Origin of the sequence: Paraburkholderia sp. SARCC-3016, assembly GCF_031119615.1 — a bacterium.
Lineage (GTDB): Bacteria > Pseudomonadota > Gammaproteobacteria > Burkholderiales > Burkholderiaceae > Paraburkholderia.
In genome coordinates this window covers 71,164-86,468 of the sequence record NZ_JAVHZD010000008.1, presented here as the reverse complement: position 1 = coordinate 86,468, position 15,305 = coordinate 71,164, and the positions used below count along the sequence as shown (strand labels likewise).

The 15,305-nt window shown below is 62.8% G+C and carries 13 protein-coding genes; 8 read left to right on the top strand and 5 right to left on the bottom strand.

Annotated features, from left to right (window positions below):
* Nucleotides 1-242: 242 nt before the first annotated feature.
* Genes QYH69_RS10185 through QYH69_RS10170 form a run of 4 tightly spaced genes read left to right on the top strand, consistent with a single transcriptional unit; the run spans nt 243 to nt 5,393 of the window.
* Nucleotides 243-1,004: a phage late control D family protein gene (locus QYH69_RS10185; RefSeq protein WP_308831736.1), complete on the top strand. Its 762-nt coding sequence runs from the start codon at nt 243-245 to the stop codon at nt 1,002-1,004.
* Entirely contained in the window at nt 983-3,688 is a 2,706-nt protein-coding gene (locus QYH69_RS10180; protein WP_308831735.1) for a DUF2345 domain-containing protein, read from the top strand. The genes QYH69_RS10185 and QYH69_RS10180 overlap by 22 nt, the downstream gene beginning before the upstream one ends.
* Nucleotides 3,678-5,102, top strand: coding sequence for a hypothetical protein (locus QYH69_RS10175; RefSeq protein ID WP_308831734.1), 1,425 nt, complete (start codon nt 3,678-3,680; stop codon nt 5,100-5,102). Before QYH69_RS10180 ends, QYH69_RS10175 begins: the two co-directional genes overlap by 11 nt.
* Before the next feature lie 3 nt (nt 5,103-5,105).
* Nucleotides 5,106-5,393, top strand: coding sequence for a PAAR domain-containing protein (locus QYH69_RS10170; protein WP_308831733.1), 288 nt, complete (start codon nt 5,106-5,108; stop codon nt 5,391-5,393).
* A gap of 61 nt (nt 5,394-5,454) precedes the next feature.
* On the opposite strand, the gene QYH69_RS10165 is transcribed toward QYH69_RS10170, so the two are convergent.
* Both QYH69_RS10165 and QYH69_RS10160 read right to left on the bottom strand, forming a co-directional pair.
* Complete coding sequence (locus tag QYH69_RS10165; protein WP_308831859.1) at nt 5,455-6,219, bottom strand: endonuclease/exonuclease/phosphatase family protein; 765 nt, start codon at nt 6,217-6,219, stop codon at nt 5,455-5,457.
* Nucleotides 6,220-6,311: 92 nt separating this feature from the next.
* Nucleotides 6,312-8,528, bottom strand: coding sequence for a VTT domain-containing protein (locus QYH69_RS10160; protein ID WP_374992385.1), 2,217 nt, complete (start codon nt 8,526-8,528; stop codon nt 6,312-6,314).
* Nucleotides 8,529-8,721: 193 nt separating this feature from the next.
* Here QYH69_RS10160 and QYH69_RS10155 point away from each other — a divergent pair, with 193 nt between their 5' ends.
* Entirely contained in the window at nt 8,722-8,976 is a 255-nt protein-coding gene (locus QYH69_RS10155) for a hypothetical protein (protein WP_308831731.1), read from the top strand.
* Between the two features lie 98 nt (nt 8,977-9,074).
* Here the strand turns inward: QYH69_RS10155 and QYH69_RS10150 are convergent, their stop codons facing one another.
* Together QYH69_RS10150 and QYH69_RS10145 are read right to left on the bottom strand one after the other, a co-directional pair.
* Nucleotides 9,075-10,367, bottom strand: a complete 1,293-nt coding sequence (locus QYH69_RS10150) for an HlyD family secretion protein (protein WP_308831730.1) — start codon at nt 10,365-10,367, stop codon at nt 9,075-9,077.
* A 63-nt stretch (nt 10,368-10,430) separates the two neighbouring features.
* On the bottom strand, nt 10,431-10,748 hold the full coding sequence (locus QYH69_RS10145) for a hypothetical protein (RefSeq protein WP_374992379.1): 318 nt from the start codon (nt 10,746-10,748) through the stop codon (nt 10,431-10,433).
* Between the two features lie 254 nt (nt 10,749-11,002).
* Here QYH69_RS10145 and QYH69_RS10140 point away from each other — a divergent pair, with 254 nt between their 5' ends.
* From QYH69_RS10140 to QYH69_RS10130, 3 genes are read left to right on the top strand one after another with little or no spacing between them, the layout of a single operon-like run.
* A complete protein-coding gene (locus QYH69_RS10140) occupies nt 11,003-11,647 on the top strand; it encodes a 2Fe-2S iron-sulfur cluster-binding protein (RefSeq protein ID WP_308831729.1) in 645 nt (214 codons plus the stop codon).
* Nucleotides 11,644-12,654 carry a xanthine dehydrogenase family protein subunit M gene (locus tag QYH69_RS10135; protein ID WP_308831728.1) on the top strand — a complete coding sequence of 337 codons (1,011 nt, stop codon included), beginning with the start codon at nt 11,644-11,646 and terminating at the stop codon, nt 12,652-12,654. The genes QYH69_RS10140 and QYH69_RS10135 overlap by 4 nt, the downstream gene beginning before the upstream one ends.
* Before the next feature lie 43 nt (nt 12,655-12,697).
* Nucleotides 12,698-14,920: a xanthine dehydrogenase family protein molybdopterin-binding subunit gene (locus tag QYH69_RS10130; RefSeq protein ID WP_308831857.1), complete on the top strand. Its 2,223-nt coding sequence runs from the start codon at nt 12,698-12,700 to the stop codon at nt 14,918-14,920.
* Between the two features lie 45 nt (nt 14,921-14,965).
* Here QYH69_RS10130 and QYH69_RS10125 read toward each other — a convergent pair whose 3' ends face one another.
* Nucleotides 14,966-15,205 carry a hypothetical protein gene (locus tag QYH69_RS10125; protein WP_308831727.1) on the bottom strand — a complete coding sequence of 80 codons (240 nt, stop codon included), beginning with the start codon at nt 15,203-15,205 and terminating at the stop codon, nt 14,966-14,968.
* Nucleotides 15,206-15,305: the final 100 nt, after the last annotated feature.

Below are 15,305 nucleotides of genomic sequence, written 5' to 3'. Positions count from 1 at the left end.
TCCGTTAGCCAGCGTGAGATAAATCAGAAAAGTGAAGAATCTTGACGATATTTTACGTTTTGGACTACGGATTGTGTGTTTTTGTAGAACGAGTCCGGTAGATTTTCACGCGCGAATATTTCCAGCATCGAACAGGCTAAGGAGGAGTTCTGAAAACGGCAGCAGCAAACGACGCGTCCGGGAACGCGCATCGGTATTACCGTCTCGATCTTGCGCAGACGGCCAGTTCGAAACTGGCCGATGTGTACTCGTTCGACGGCGTTCGTGCGATCGGCGCACCAACGCGCTATGTCATCCGCTTCACGCATCCACGCCACGATCTGTCGCACGATGAATATCTGAACAGGATGGCGACGTTCATCATCCAGCCACCGCAACAGCAGTGGACCCGGCCTGAACCGGAACGACGCGTGTATGGCATCGTCACCGGCTTTGCTCTGGCAGGAAGCAACCGGGACGAATCGACGTATGAGGTGGTTCTGGAGTCGCGCATGGCGCTGCTGCGCAACAGCCCGAAGTGCCGCTTCTTCGTTGACCGGAGCGATCCCGAGATCATCGGGCAGATCCTGCGTGAAAACGGCTTCGACAAGCTGCTGGCGGACTTCGAGTTCGCACTGCACCGGACCTATCGCAAGCGGGAATTTGTCATGCAGTGGGACGAGGACGATCTTGCGTTCATCACCCGTCTGTGTCGCCGTTCGGGTCTGTGGTATGTCTGCGAGGAAGGCCGGCGCTGCGAGAAGGTGCGTTTTGGCGACGATCTCACGCACTACCGGCGCGATCCGGATCTGACGGTCGCGTATCGCCCGTACAGCGGCATGGATAGCAATGGGATGGAGTCGGTCCACACGCTCGAAATGCACGCGACGACCATTGCGACACGCTACACCGTGCGGACCTTCAGTCCCGAAAGCATGCTGGAGGAGCCGGTCGAACGGACCTGGGAGATACGGGCGACTCCACCACATCCGGCGAGGTCTATGTGTGGGGCGCCCCCTGCCTGACCGCCGACGAGGCCGCAGAGGAAGCGCAGCTGCGTGCCCAGGCGGCGCAGGCGGGGCAGATTCAATATCGAGGAACCGGCAACCTGCTCGATCTCGCACCTGGGTACGTGCTCAATTTGCTGGATCGGGAACTGGCGCAGGCGAAGCACGGGCTGCTCGCGGTGAGCGTGACATATGCTGCGTCGCGCGACAGGGGTTATCACGTGACCTTCACGGCGACACCCGCCGACCGCCTCTACCGCCTGCCGCTGCTCGAGGAGACGTGGCCGAAGATTCACGGTGTGGTGACCGGCCGCATCACGTCGACGGGCGGTCACACGCACCCGTATATCGACGAGCAGGGACGTTACATCGTGGACCTGCATCTGGACCGCGACCCGCGCACGCCGGGACTGAATAGCTGTCCGATGCGGCTTGCGAAGCCGTTCGCGGGTGGCGGGCGCACCGGCTTTCACTTTGGCCTCGTCGACGGAACCGTGGTGACGGTGGCGTTCCTGCGCGGCAATCCCGATCTGCCATACATCAGTCAGGCGTTGCACACGGTGCGGGATAGGGATCCGGTGGTGGCCGGCAAATGGGGTACACGCGACACGATCCGGACGCGTTCGAACAACACGTTCGAGTTCGAGAACGACAAGGGCAAGGAGCACATCAAGACCGCGACCGAGCATGGCAAATCGCAGCTCAACCTCGGGCATACGGTCGCTGCTGACGGGAATGTGCGCGGCGAGGGCTTTGAACTGCGCAGCGACCTGAAGGGACACCTGCGCGCGGGCGGCGGCATGCTGATCTCGACTGAGGCACAGTCCGGGGCGCTGGGCGAGCAGGCCAGCATGGAAGCGGCCATGCAGCAGTTCGAGGCGATGCAGCGTTACGTACAGTCGCTTGCCGATGCGGCCCGGGCGTCGCAGATCGAGACTGCAGACCTGAAGGAGGAGAACCAATGGCTTTGGAACGAGCTGGAAGGACTGAAACAGGCAGTGATCGCGCTGTCGGCACCGAACGGCATTGGCATGGCGACGCCAGATCGTGTGATGGTCTCGGCGGGCAAGGATGTCAGCGTGGCGACGGCATCGTGGTTCAACCTCAATGCTGCCATGCGCGTCGCGATCGCGGCCGGTGAAATGATCTCGATGTTCGGCGGCAAACAGGGCATCAAGACCTTTTCGGGTCAAGGCCCGATCGAGATCCAGGCACAGCGCAACCTGCTGTCGCTGGCTGCCGACCAGAACGTAACGATATCGAGCGTGAACGGCTCGGTGCTGATAAAGGCGGCGAAGGAGTTCATCGTCGAATGCCAGGGAGCGTTTATCAAGCTCTCGAATGGCTGCATCACGCTCGGTGCGCCAAATGAACTGCGTTGGGAAATCTCGAAGTTCGAGAAGACACCGTCTGCGCAGATGCACCTCGGTGCGCCGGCGTTCTCGCCAGCCATGGTCCCATTCCAGGTGTCGTGCGAGGCGTGGCGCGGCGGCGCTTCGCTTGCGGCCGATACGTCGCCTGCAGCCATCGATCGACAAGGCGGCCCGATGCCGGCTGCGCCGGTATCGGGCATCGGGGGAACGCTAAGGTTGGGCGCTGGAGTCGTTGCGATCGATTCGCCTGACCGGAACAATGCGGACAGGAACCATATCCTTGAACCGCAATTGCCGCCTTCAGGTGACTTGAGCATTCCGGTGAGATTGGAGAAGGGCGTCTATTGCCCCTGGCGCATGCCCGGTATGTTTAAGGAGTGCGTGGATGCAACAGAGACAGGCAGCTATATGGCGCTCGACGAAAGAAAGCGGCCGTGGCTGAATGACGTAACAAACCAGCAGCGGACGGCAGGCGGGACCTTTCCGACCGAATTTGTGCTGTCCTACGACGAACAGTCGAAAACTTTGTACGCCACGGTCAGAGTAAAGATCATCCCTGTCGACCTGTTTGTGTCTGATGCAACGGGGACGGCATTGCTTGGTCCAGATGGGCAGAAGCAGTCCGTGCCCTACGACTCCGATGCTCATTACCGATGTGTCGCCTACGGAGTCGGCAGGTACGACAACGGCCACGTCATGGAATACCGCCGCGGAACCGGCCCGCGTTTTGATGTCGAAAAGAAGAAGCGCCAGGTCGAGGCTGTATTGAATGGACACGGGTGCCAGTTGATTCTCGATGGCTGTGCGAAGGATGCCTCGTGCGGTTGTCGTGTATCCGTGATTTTCAGGGTGGAGTTTCTTATCAGCGTGGCCGGAGCGGAAGTTGGAAACGGCAAAAAAATCCACAAGACGGTCTATCTGTTTCCGCGGGAACTGCGTGCTGACGCCAAATCATGGGGTGAAATCAGTACGAGACGCCGTAGAGATGGAACCTACGTTGATAGCGGCGGCGATTCCAACGTGGCCGCCCATGAATGCGGCCACCTGTTTAACTTTCCGGATGAGTATTGGGAGTACGGCGGCTGGGTACATCGTATGTATATCAACAATAACCAGCTTGACTTTGCCGCCGACGCAGCGCATCGGGGGAAACAGAAATGGCAGATGACATCGGCAAGAAACCTCATGGGAGGAGGTTGCAATAATCCGGTTCCTCAAAGTCCAGGCGCTCCGCCGAGCGCGTCCGTCGGACCATATTACCTGGAATACGTCCGAAAGCATTTCACTGACATGACACATAAGAACTGGAAGGTCGGGTATGGGAGGTAAAGGGTTTCGCCGGGTTTTGTTAAATAAGGTTTCCATATTATTTGTCATTGGAGCATTGATTATGTCCGGATCCTCTGCGGAAGAATCCGATATCCCCGTTGGGGAAGGTTTCGGGTTCAGTTCGATGAACGTCATGCCGGACGGCGCAAATGGGGTAGGTGTATGGTTGAAAGGCACCGCCCGCGTAAGGCTGTCCAATACGCTGAATAAAGGCGTGACGGGCAAGCTAACCGGCGTCGGCGTCGTGGAAGCGGAGTTATCCCACGACGATCTCGCCCAGGCGAAGGTTATTCACCGCAAACTGTGTGAGGCTGCCCGGAGAGGACCCACTACGGAGCTGGAGCCAATGCGCCCCCCGCTGGTGTACTCGATAACCTGTATGGAAAATGGCCAACTCAAGCCGTATCACGGGCAGTGGCATGAACTGCCGCGAGAAGTGGCATTCCAGCTTACCGACTATCAGTCCAGGATCCTCAAAAACTACGCTGGTCAGGGGCGTGCCATTCTCAAGCTCAACGTTGCTGTAGCAAGTGTTCAACGGCAACGAGGTAAGCTGTTTGTATCTGTCCGGTTTGTCAATAGCGGTCGGTATCCAATCCTGATGTCAAGGCCGGATACCTGGCGGCAGCACCGGGACCGGCTGGACGTAGGAGCCATTGATACAGACGACAGCAATGATTGGGGCGTTGATCTCGCCGGTGTCCCGATTGTCAACGGGACCGAATTTCCCGATGAGACGCTGACGATTCCCGCTGGCGGCAACGTCACCTTCAACTTCATCGCGGTACCCGATAAAAAGATCAAACGTGGAACCTATCGCGTCGGAGCACTCGTTATTGCCGGAATAGGCGGCGACGGTATTGCAGCCACCATGGGGCGAGTCGGCTTCACTTCGGATAACAGCAAGCCTGTCGTGGTGACCTTCGACCGTGACTATCCGTCTACGCCCGAAGAACTCGAAAACTACGAAGCACAGAAGCGCGAAGCGATGTCTTCGCAGCCTGTGCTTCCCGGTTCGGAATTTGCCGAGGACGGCTATTACCGTGCTGTATCGGAATTCAACAGGCAGCGCAGCCGGTTCGTAACGCGTTTTCATAAGGGCGACGTTGCGCCTGAAGCGGAGACGGTGATTGATGAAAACGGAGAGCCTATTCATGACCGCCTCGCTGCATGGTTCTGGGAGGCCGATCCAGGTCTGCCGCCGTACGGAACAGATGTGGTTTGCCGCCCGGGGAAGGCCTGCCCGCGTTCGGGCCGCTGGTTTGAACGAAAACAGTTGCCGTATCCGATGTTTCCAGTGACTTACGACGATAGTTCTAACCGTGTGATTCATTGCAGAGCGGGCGAGAAGATGCCCGAAATCGTCGAATTATCAAGTCACGGCCTGTCGTACTGGGAATGGATAGGAATCTGAAACATGCGGAGACGTGCTTATGTCATGCAGTTCGACAAAACAACTAGCGGCGGTCAGGTGCTCGAAGGCGACGCCGAGATGCGCGCAAACGGGCGCTGCCTCAGTTATCTCGGCGCGAGGGTGTCATGCCCGGCTTGCAACACAGAGGGCTATATCGAGCCGAAAGGACCGCGCCCGGATGACCGCATCTCGAACCGGCAGCCAGCCCTCGACGGCGATCTCTGCCATTGCCGGTGCGATCCGAAGCCACGCGTGCTCGCGTCGCAAACAGATATGGGCGTCTGGACCTGAACTCCGTCCAACGACGCCCGGTCACCGCATCGCGCGCCGCCTTGCCGTCACAACCGCGGCATCACAACCGTACGTGCGCGACGAGCGGCAAATGGTCCGATGCAACACGCGCGAGCGCGCTGCGATGGGCTTCCACGCCGATCAACCGCTCCACCGGGTGCATCCAGATGCGGTCGAGCGAAAACACCGGCCACCACGCCGGAAACGTGCGCGGCGCGGGCGCCGCCTTGAAGTGCGTGACGAGCGCGCGCAACGGATAACCCCAGACGAACCACTCGTTGATATCGCCAAGCAGGATCACGGGCAGCGCCGGCGTATCGAACGCCGCGATCAGCGACGCGATCTGCGCGCGCCGCTCGCGTGCGGAGAGGCCGAGATGTGTCGCGACGATGCGCAGCACGCCGCTCGTGCTCGCGATATCGACGTCGAGCGCGCCGCGTGCCTCGCGCTTACCGAACGACAGATTCAGCGTGCGCGTTCCGCGCACGGGCAAACGCGTGAGCACGGCATTGCCGTAGCGCCGCTCGGGCGTATCGAGTGTCGGCCCGGCAATCGCGAGCATGTCCGTTGCCTCGCGCAGCATCGGCAGCGCATTCGGTGGTGCATCGCGTCCGCCGAGCGGCACTTCCTGCAGCGCGACAATATCGGCGTCGAGTTCGGCAATCACGTCGGCGATGCGTTGCGGCATGTACACACCGTCGCAGCCGATTGCGCCGTGAATGTTGTAGGTCGCGATACGTAGCACACGCGAATCGGCCGCGGCCGGTTTCGATGGCGCGCTCGCTAGCGTATCGCTGAGCGCCGACGGGTCCGCGCACGCGTGCATGCCCGTGTTCAAGGATGCATGCAAATCCACGCACGAGCGTGTATATGAAGGCCTGTTCAATGGTGTGTTCGTATCTTCGTTCAATGGCTCGTTCATGCCCGGCGGGCAAAAAAGCGGTGCAGCGCGACCGAGATACCGACCAGCACCGCGCCGATCGCGCCGACGATCAGAATGCCGGCGAGCGATGGATGGTGGACCGCGGCCACGAGCTGTTGTGCAAACGTCGTCGCGAGCACGATGCCGGGCGCCATGCCGATCGCCGTGCCGGCGAGATAATCGCGAAAGCCGATATGCGACGCGCCGGCCACGAGATTGAGCAAAGTGAACGGCGCAACCGGCACGATCCGCGCGATCACGACAGCCACAAACCCTTTCTTGCCGAGCTTTTCGCTGATGCGGTTGATGCGCGAACCAGCGAGGCGGCGCACCGCGTCGTGGCCGAGCGATGCACCCGCGTAGTAGGTGATGACCGCCGAGATCAAGGTCCCGCTCAACGCATAGAGGCTGCCGGCCAGCGCGCCGAACACGAAGCCGCTGACGGCGATCAGCAGTGTGACCGGCACCGAGATGCTCGCGGCGAGCGCATAGACCGCGACGATCGCAAGCGGCCCGAGCCGCGAGTCGTGCAGTTCATGCGCCGCATGGACGAGCGCGGAAAAGCTCAACAGGTTGCCAAGCGGCGTGAAGCGCCACAACACCGCAAACACGGCGACCGCGAGCGCGAAACCGCCGAGCACTAGCAGCCGGCCGCGCAACGGGCGGCTTTCGGCTTCGGGCAGGAACTGGCGGACGAGTTCCTGCGGCGCGAGCGGTGCTTCGGGGTCGAAGACCGACATCCGCGTGGTCAGCTCGTCGGGCTCCGCGGGCGCGACCGGATCCTGCGGCGCGAGCGTGCGCTCGCCGTGCCGCAGCGTGGCGATCGCCGCATTCAGGCGCTGCGCCGCAAGCGCTTCGGCGACCGCTTCGGGCGTCGCGTCGAGGTGTTCGCCCAGCAGCCGATTGCGCACCGACGCGATCATCGCCTTGATACGCGGGTCGCCGTGCGCGTCGAGCGCAATATTGCATTCGGTGTCGAGCACCATCGACCGGTTGTTCAGGTTCGCGCTGCCGATCAGCAACAATTCGTCGTCGACGGTCATCAGCTTGCTGTGCACGTTGATGAACTGGTCGTGCATGAATCCGCCCGCGGTCGGCGCGTACAGCGCGTAGCGGCCGTGGCGGTCGGCCTGCTTCATCAGCGCGTGCAGCCGCGCGCGCATGACGCCCATCGTCGCGTGCTGCAGCCAGCCGGTTTGCCGTTCGGGGCCGACCACGGCGATATCGGGGCCGTCGGGATCCGCGAGGCTCGCCGCCAGCGCGGCGCCGATGCGGCTCGCGGTGAAGTACTGGTTCTCGATATAGATGCTCTCGCGTGCGCGCGCAATCGCGTCGACGTACATCTGCTGAATGTGCTGGACCGCGGGACGTCCGTTGTATTCAGGTTCGGTCAGCGCGATGCCGAGCTCGACATTCTCGATGTCGGCTTGCACTTGCTCCGGCCACGGATCGAGGTGCGCGGCGCGCCCCGCACTCGCGTCGTGCACGGCAACCGGCGGCAGTTCGACGTGCCGTGCGGACGCGCGCCGCCATCGTTCGCGCACGAGCTCGCCGAGCGCCGCGGCTGCCGGCCCGTCGAACATCGCTTGTACGTCGTGCATCGGCTGATACGGCTCCGCATTGGCATTGCGTCGCAGGGGCGTATGCGGATGATGGTCGGGCGTGTCCCAGCGCGAGCCGGTCAGATCGATGCCGCCCGCAAACGCCACGCGATCGTCGATCACGACGAGTTTTTGATGATGCGACGCGCCGAGCGGATGGCGTCCGTCGAGCTGAAACCGCACGCGTCGATGCGTGCGCCAGCCGAGCTTGTAGACGGGCAGCCATTCGCGCTCGAATGCATAGAGCATCGCGAAGTCCCACGCGAGCACGTAGATACGCAGATGCCGCTGTTTTTCGACGAGCGCGCACAAAAACTCGGCGAGGCCGGCGGGCAAGCCGTCGCGCGCGCCTTCGGGCGTCAGTTGCAGACGGCTGTCGATATCCCAGCCGACAATGAAGATCGTGTCGCGGGCGCGCGTCATTGCCGCGCGCAGCGCATCGAAATAGTCGGCCGCATCGATCAGCACGCGCAAACGCTGCGCGCGCCGTAGCCACGCGCAAGTGCGGCCTTCCTGCAGCCACGCGTCGCGCTCGGTGCGTGGACAGGCTTCGCTATTGGTTCCGGCACCGTTTGCCGGCGGATCGTCTGTTATCGGGTCGGCCTCGCGCATCGTCATGGTGAAAGGATGGTGCCTGAGGGTTTGAGTCACTGTCTGAGCGGCGAGCACGGGCTGTGCCGCGCCCGGGCGCGATGCGCGCGACAGCGCGCCGGGTACGGCGTATGCTGTTAATCCGCGCTGGTCCGCGCATCGACCTGCTACTGATGTGTTCAAACCAATGTGTTCAACCGGAAGGAGAACGCAGATGACTCAATACGAAATGCAGGTCCTGCAGGCGGACATCCGCATGCTGCTCGCCACGGGAGACGCAACGGGGGACGACCCGATCGAGGTCGTTGCCGGCACCGGGGCGAACGGCAAGGCGTATGCGGTACTGCACACGAATTCGCTCGCGGAACTCGCCAGCTGGCGCGAAGTGCTGCAGGCAAATGGCCGTCCACACCGGCTCGTGAATCGCGCTTACGACTACCGGCAGGAAGTGAACGATCCCGACTGGTAAGCGACGGGTAAGCGACGGCTAAGCGACTGGTGTAAGCACGGGCGAGGGCGGCGCGGCGATCCTGGATCACGCCGGGTCGTCATGCGTCGTCTCGCGCATCACTTCAGATACACCTTCGGCGTCACCGAGAGCCCGTACGGCAGCGGATGATCAGTCGGCATGCCGCTGTCGATCAGGATCTTTACCGGTACGCGTTGCACGATTTTCACGAAATTGCCGGTCGCGTTCTCGGCCGGGAACGCCGAAAAGCGCGAGCCGCTGCCAAGCTGGATGCTATCCACATGCCCATGCAGTTCGAGGTCCGGGTACGCGTCGACGTCTACTTTCACTTTGTCGCCGGGACGCATGCGCGTCAGTTGCGACTCCTTGAAATTCGCGGTCACCCATACCTGCGGCGTGACGATCGAAAAAAGCGACGTACCGGCTTGCAGGAAAGTGCCATATTGCACGTTGCGGCGCGTAATCCAGCCATCGGCCGGCGCGCGGATCTCGCAGTACGACAGATTCAGTTCCGCCTGCTCGAGCTGCGCGCGCGCCTGCTCGACCTGCTGCTGCCGCTCCGCGACACTCGCTTCCGTCTGGCGGATCTGCTGCGGCACGAGGCTCGCGGTTTGCAGCTGCGCGCGTGCTTCCTGCACGCTCGCGCTCGCGTTCTGCTGCTGCGCGTTGGCGGCGTCGATGTTCTGCTGCGACGTGGCGCGAATGTCGACTGAATGCTGACGGTTGTATGCGGCCTGCGCCTGCGTCAGGTTCGCCCGCGCCGATTCGACCTGCGCCTTCGCCTGCTGATACTGCGCCGGATACTGCACGCGCGCGATCTCGAGCTGCACCTGCGCGGCCTGCAGTTGCGCCTGCGCGAGTCCGAGCGCGGCTTTCGCCTGATCGACCTGCGCAATGTAGTCGCGCTTGTCGATCACGACGAGCAGATCGCCTTTGTGCACATGCGTGTTGTCGTCTACTGCAAGCTGGACGACATAGCCCGACACCTTCGGCGCGATCGTGATCGCGTTGCCGTCGGTATAGGCGTCGTCGGTAGTGACCTGGTTGCGTGTGGCGAAGGCCCAGATGCCCCCCGCGACGATCAGCAGCACGACGAGCGCGCCGAGAATATAGAGCGGCTTGCGGCTGCGCGGCTTTTTGTCTTCGCCGTCGCCGTCCCGGTTGCCGCTGTCGTCGTTGCTTTCCTTGGTGTCATCTTTATCCGCGCGGTTCTCGCCACCGCGCTTGCCGCTGTCGGCGTCGGACTCGTTCCTGCCGTGTTCGTGCCGCGCGTCCTCGTCGTGGCCGCTCTCGCGTTTTTCATCGCTGCCGCGCGCGTGACCGGCGGTGTCGCTGTAATCGTTGCGAAGCCTGTCATGCACGCGCGGCCACTGCCCCGGACTTTCAATCATATTGTTCAGCACGTTTGTTTGGATCTTTGACGTCGTCAACGCTGCGGTGGCCGCTCATAAGCATCACGGGTTGCCGCCTTTGTCCGAGACCGGACGCTTGTGTGCCGCGTGATCGTTGTTTTTGGAGTCGTCTTTCGCGTTTTCTTCGGAAGGCGAGGGATCGATGCGTGTCGTGCCGCCTGTCGCGGGCGGGTCGCTCGCGGGAAACGAATCCTCGACGGCTTTGTCGATGTTTTTTTCCGAGCGTTCGGAATGGGGATGCTTCTCGTCATGACGTTTCGGCGCCGATGAACCCGACGCGCCCAACCGGTAAGAACCGGAATACAGGACGCGTGAATCGACATGGCGCGGTTTGTTGCGGGGTATTTCGCGGCCGAGCATGAAATTCTCCGTGTATTGAACCGGAACAATTCGCTCAGCAAGGAACGTTCCGCCGTTATTCATGCGGCGATGCCGCAACCGCGCAGCCCCGCCGCGTCGCGTTGCAATGCTTGCCTGCGGCCGATGTAGATATTCCCCGCATTCGCTTTCTGAAAGCCACGCTATGCCGATAAGTCGGGTATATCGATTGCGGCCCGCTGCGATGTGCGTTTAACGCATCCCACTACCCGAACCACCAGTCGAAGGAGCCGTCCATGCAGCCAACCGACCTTCCCGCCAACGGCCACACGGAGTCGCGGCAGAACCTCGATGTCGATCCTCCCGAGCTCCAGCGCGTGTCGGTTTCGTTCGACATCAACGGCGTTTCGCGCAGCTTCGAGATCGAGCCGTGGACGTCGCTGCTCGATCTGCTGCGCGAAACCTGCGGGCTGACCGGCACGCACAAAGGTTGCGACCACGGACAATGCGGCGCCTGCACGGCGATCGTCGGCGGCCAGCGTATCAACACGTGTCTTGCACTCGCGGCCGTATATGACGGCGCATCGGTCACGACGATCGAAGGGCTCGCGCAGGGCGATACGCTGCATCCGATGCAGCAGGCGTTCATCGATCACGACGCGTTCCAGTGCGGCTACTGCACGTCAGGCCAGATCTGCTCGGCGGTCGCATTGCTCGACGAAGACGCGCTTCGTTCGCGCGACCAGATTCGCGAAGCGATGAGCGGCAATCTGTGCCGCTGCGGCGCCTATACGAACATTGTCGCGGCGATCGAGGAGGTGGCGGGTTTGAGCGACGCCCGCAGCCGGCAACGCGAGGCCGGAAAGCGTGCCGGTTCAGACACGCGCGAGGACGACAGCACGCGCGACGACCACGGCAAAGGCCACGGAGCCCGCGCATGAACCGCTTCTCGTATGCGAGGGCAACCGACCTTCGCGATGCGCTCGCGCAGCATCACGGTGCGCCGCATGTCGCGTTCGTCGCGGGCGGCACGAATCTCGTCGATCTGATTCGCGTCAATGTCGAGCGTCCTGTACGGCTGATCGACATCACACGGCTGCCGTTGAAGTCGATCGATGAGACGCCCGCCGGCGGTCTGCGCATCGGCGCGCTCGTCACCAACAGCGCGGCTGCGCGCAACCGCACGATTGCCGAACGCTACCCGCTGCTCTCGAAAGCGATACTCGCAGGTGCGTCCGCCCAGATCCGCAATGCCGCGACGATCGGCGGCAACCTGCTGCAACGCACGCGCTGTCCGTACTTCTACGACACAGACGTACCGTGCAACAAGCGCGAGCCGGGCAGCGGCTGTCCGGCACTCGAAGGCGTGAACCGCATGCATGCGATTCTCGGTGCAAGCGAGCACTGCATTGCCGTACATCCGTCGGATATGTGTGTGGCGCTCGCCGCACTCGATGCGGCCGTACACACGGACGGCCCGCATGGCGCGCGCGCGATTGCATTCCCGGATTTTCACCGGCTGCCAGGCGACACGCCGCATATCGACACGAACCTCGATCGAGGCGAGATCGTGACGGCAGTCGAATTGCCGCCCCAAGGTTTCGCCGGGCACCACGCCTATCTGAAGTTGCGCGAGCGTGCGTCGTATGCATTCGCGCTCGTCTCGGTCGCACTCGCGGTCGAACTCGATGGCGACGCGATTCGCGACGTGCGCTGCGCACTCGGCGGCGTCGCGCACAAGCCATGGCGCGATTTCGATGCCGAGTCGATGCTGCGTGGCGCGCCGCTGACCGGCGATGTCGTGCGCCGTTTCGCCGGTGCGCTCGTGCGCAATGCACAGGGCCGGCGTGGCAATGCCTTCAAGATCGAACTGGTCACGCGCGCGGTCGTACGCGCATTCCAGATCGCCACTGGGCGCGATTTCAGGAGCGAACGAGATGACGGTTGAAGAAACCCGGCACCGCGAGTCCGCCGAAGAGGAATACGACACAATGCGGGTGAGCGGTACGCCGCTGAACCGCGTCGACGGCACGCAAAAGGTCACGGGCGCGGCGCGCTATGCCGGCGAATTCGCCGCGGACGGGCTTGTCTATGGCTTTGTCGTGTCGAGCGCGATCGCAAGCGGACGCGTGATTTCGATCGATGCGTCCGCGGCACTCGAAACGCCCGGTGTGCTGCTCGTGCTGACGCACGAGAACCGCATGACGCTGCCGCTCATGGACGCGAACTACAAGGATGCAATTGCGCCGGGCGGCATGCCGTTCAGACCGCTGTGGGACGACCGCATCTGGTTCAGCGGCCAGCCCGTTGCGCTTGTCGTCGCGGAGTCGCTCGAGCTTGCGCGTCATGCGGCGTCGCTCGTGCAGGTGCGCTATGAGCACACGCCGCACTGCACCGAGCTTGATCGTGTGGTCGGCAATGCATATCCGCCGTCGCTCGAAAAGGGCGGTTTCGAGCCGCCGCCGGCGCCGCGCGGCGATGCGACGGCTGCCTATGCCGACGCGCCCGTGCGCATCAACGAGTTCTACACGACGCCGATCGAATTCCACAATCCGATGGAAATGCACGGCTGCACGGTCGTGCCCGACAGCGGCGAACGCCTGACGGTCTACGAAAAGACGCAAGGCGTGCAGAACACGAAGCAGTACCTGACCGCAATGTTCGGCCTCAAGGACGATCATGTGCGCGTGATATCGCCGTTCGTCGGCGGCGCTTTCGGTTCGGGCCTGCGACCGCAATACCACCTGCCGCTCGCAGTGATGGCTGCGCTCGATCTGAAGCGGCCGGTGCGCGTGACGCTGACGCGCCAGCAGATGTTCACGTTCTCGCATCGACCGCAGTCGATCCAGCGCGTCGTGCTCGCGGCGACGCGGGAAGGGCGTCTTACCGCGGTCGCGCACGAGGCGGTCTCGGAGACGTCGCTGTACGAGGACTATTGCGACGTCGTCGTGAACTGGGCAGGGCAGCTCTATGCGTGCGACAACGTACGCCTCGGCTACAAGGTCGCTCAGCTAAATCTGCCGACGCCGGGCGATATGCGCGCGCCCGGCGCCACGCAGGGACTTTTTCCGCTCGAATCGGCAATCGACGAGCTGGCCGCCGAACTGAGAATGGACCCGTTGAAGCTGCGTCTCGTCAACTATGCGGAGCGCGACGGCAACAAGAATCTGCCGTTTTCGAGCAAGGCGCTGCGCGAGTGCTTCGAGCGCGGTGCCGCGCACTTCGGCTGGTCCGCACGGCCGCTTGCGCCGCGCTCGATGCGCGACGGCGACGAGCTGGTCGGCTGGGGTATGGCGACCGGCATCTGGGAGGCGCTGCAAACGCAGGCGAGCGCGCGCGCCGTGATGACGCGCGACGGCCATGCGGTGGTGTCGAGTTCGACTGCCGATATCGGCACCGGCACCTACACCGCGATGACGCAGATCGCCGCCGACGCGCTGCATGCGCCGCTCGACATGGTGCGCTTCGAACTCGGCGATACGGCCTTGCCCAAGGCGCCGGTGGAAGGCGGATCGTTCACCGTTTCGTCGGTCGGCAGCGCGGTGCAGGCCGCGTGCACGCAATTGCACGAGCAGCTCGTCGCGCTCGCCCGCCAATATGGCGGGCCGGCGTTCGCGCAGGCGAAGCCCGGCGAATTGCGGCGTAACGGCGCGCGCATCGTGCGCGGCACAGACGCGCGCGAGACCGTATCGATCGACGAACTGATGACGCGCGCGGGCATAAACCAGCTCCAGCAAGAGGCGACGGTCAAGCCCGAGGACCGCCAGAAGCAATACTCGATGGCCACGCATTCGGCCGTGTTCGCCGAAGTGCGTGTCGACGAGTCGCTCGGAATTGCGCGCGTCACGCGCGTCGTCAGCGCCGTCGCGGCGGGGCGCATCATCAATCCGAAGACGGCCGCGAACCAGGTCGCGGGCGGCGTCGTATGGGGTATCGGGATGGCGCTGCAGGAAGAAGCGCAGGTCGATCACGCGCTGGGCCGCGTGATGAACCACGATCTCGCCCTCTATCACTTTCCGGTCAACGCGGACATCCACGATATCGACGTGCTGTTCGTCGACGAACGGGACGACGTCGTCAACCCTCTCGGTGTAAAGGGCGTTGGCGAAATCGGCGTGGTCGGTGTGGCGGCCGCGATCGCAAACGCGATCTGGCATGCTACCGGCAAGCGCATTCGCGATTTGCCGATCACGCCGGACAAGCTGCTTGCGTGACCGCATGCGCCGTCATGCAAGTGTCGGCGCCTCGGGCCGATCGCGTCACAGCGGTGTACCGCCTACCGTCGGCGAGATCGTGCTGTCGCGATTCGGATCGTCGGGCCTCATCTCCGGCGTGGCCGGTCTCAGCGAAAGCGGCGGATGTTCGCGGTTGCACGCGTCGATCGAACGATCGGCCACGCAGCGCTGGAATGCATCCGCTTCGTCTTTTTTCGCAAACGTGTACACGGTCTGCTCGACCTGGACTTCGGTATCCGAGGTGCGAATGGTCATGATGCTCATGCGGGGCTCCTGAAATGTGCTCGCGTACCGATCACGCGCATTGGGCGTACCCGATGCGGAGCCCGTGGCTTGGTCCCGCTGTTCGGTCCCGCTGTTGGTC

Bases quoted from the DNA above. Each gene is read 5' to 3' on its own strand.
- QYH69_RS10125 (WP_308831727.1), bottom strand. From the start codon at position 15,205: ATGAGCATCATGACCATTCGCACCTCGGATACCGAAGTCCAGGTCGAG.
- QYH69_RS10160 (WP_374992385.1), bottom strand. From the start codon at position 8,528: ATGCGCGAGGCCGACCCGATAACAGACGATCCGCCGGCAAACGGTGCC.
- QYH69_RS10175 (WP_308831734.1), top strand. From the start codon at position 3,678: ATGGGAGGTAAAGGGTTTCGCCGGGTTTTGTTAAATAAGGTTTCCATA.
- QYH69_RS10135 (WP_308831728.1), top strand. From the start codon at position 11,644: ATGAACCGCTTCTCGTATGCGAGGGCAACCGACCTTCGCGATGCGCTC.
- QYH69_RS10130 (WP_308831857.1), top strand. From the start codon at position 12,698: ATGCGGGTGAGCGGTACGCCGCTGAACCGCGTCGACGGCACGCAAAAG.
- QYH69_RS10150 (WP_308831730.1), bottom strand. From the start codon at position 10,367: ATGATTGAAAGTCCGGGGCAGTGGCCGCGCGTGCATGACAGGCTTCGC.
- QYH69_RS10170 (WP_308831733.1), top strand. From the start codon at position 5,106: ATGCGGAGACGTGCTTATGTCATGCAGTTCGACAAAACAACTAGCGGC.
- QYH69_RS10145 (WP_374992379.1), bottom strand. From the start codon at position 10,748: ATGCTCGGCCGCGAAATACCCCGCAACAAACCGCGCCATGTCGATTCA.
- QYH69_RS10140 (WP_308831729.1), top strand. From the start codon at position 11,003: ATGCAGCCAACCGACCTTCCCGCCAACGGCCACACGGAGTCGCGGCAG.
- QYH69_RS10165 (WP_308831859.1), bottom strand. From the start codon at position 6,219: ATGCACGCGTGCGCGGACCCGTCGGCGCTCAGCGATACGCTAGCGAGC.
- QYH69_RS10155 (WP_308831731.1), top strand. From the start codon at position 8,722: ATGACTCAATACGAAATGCAGGTCCTGCAGGCGGACATCCGCATGCTG.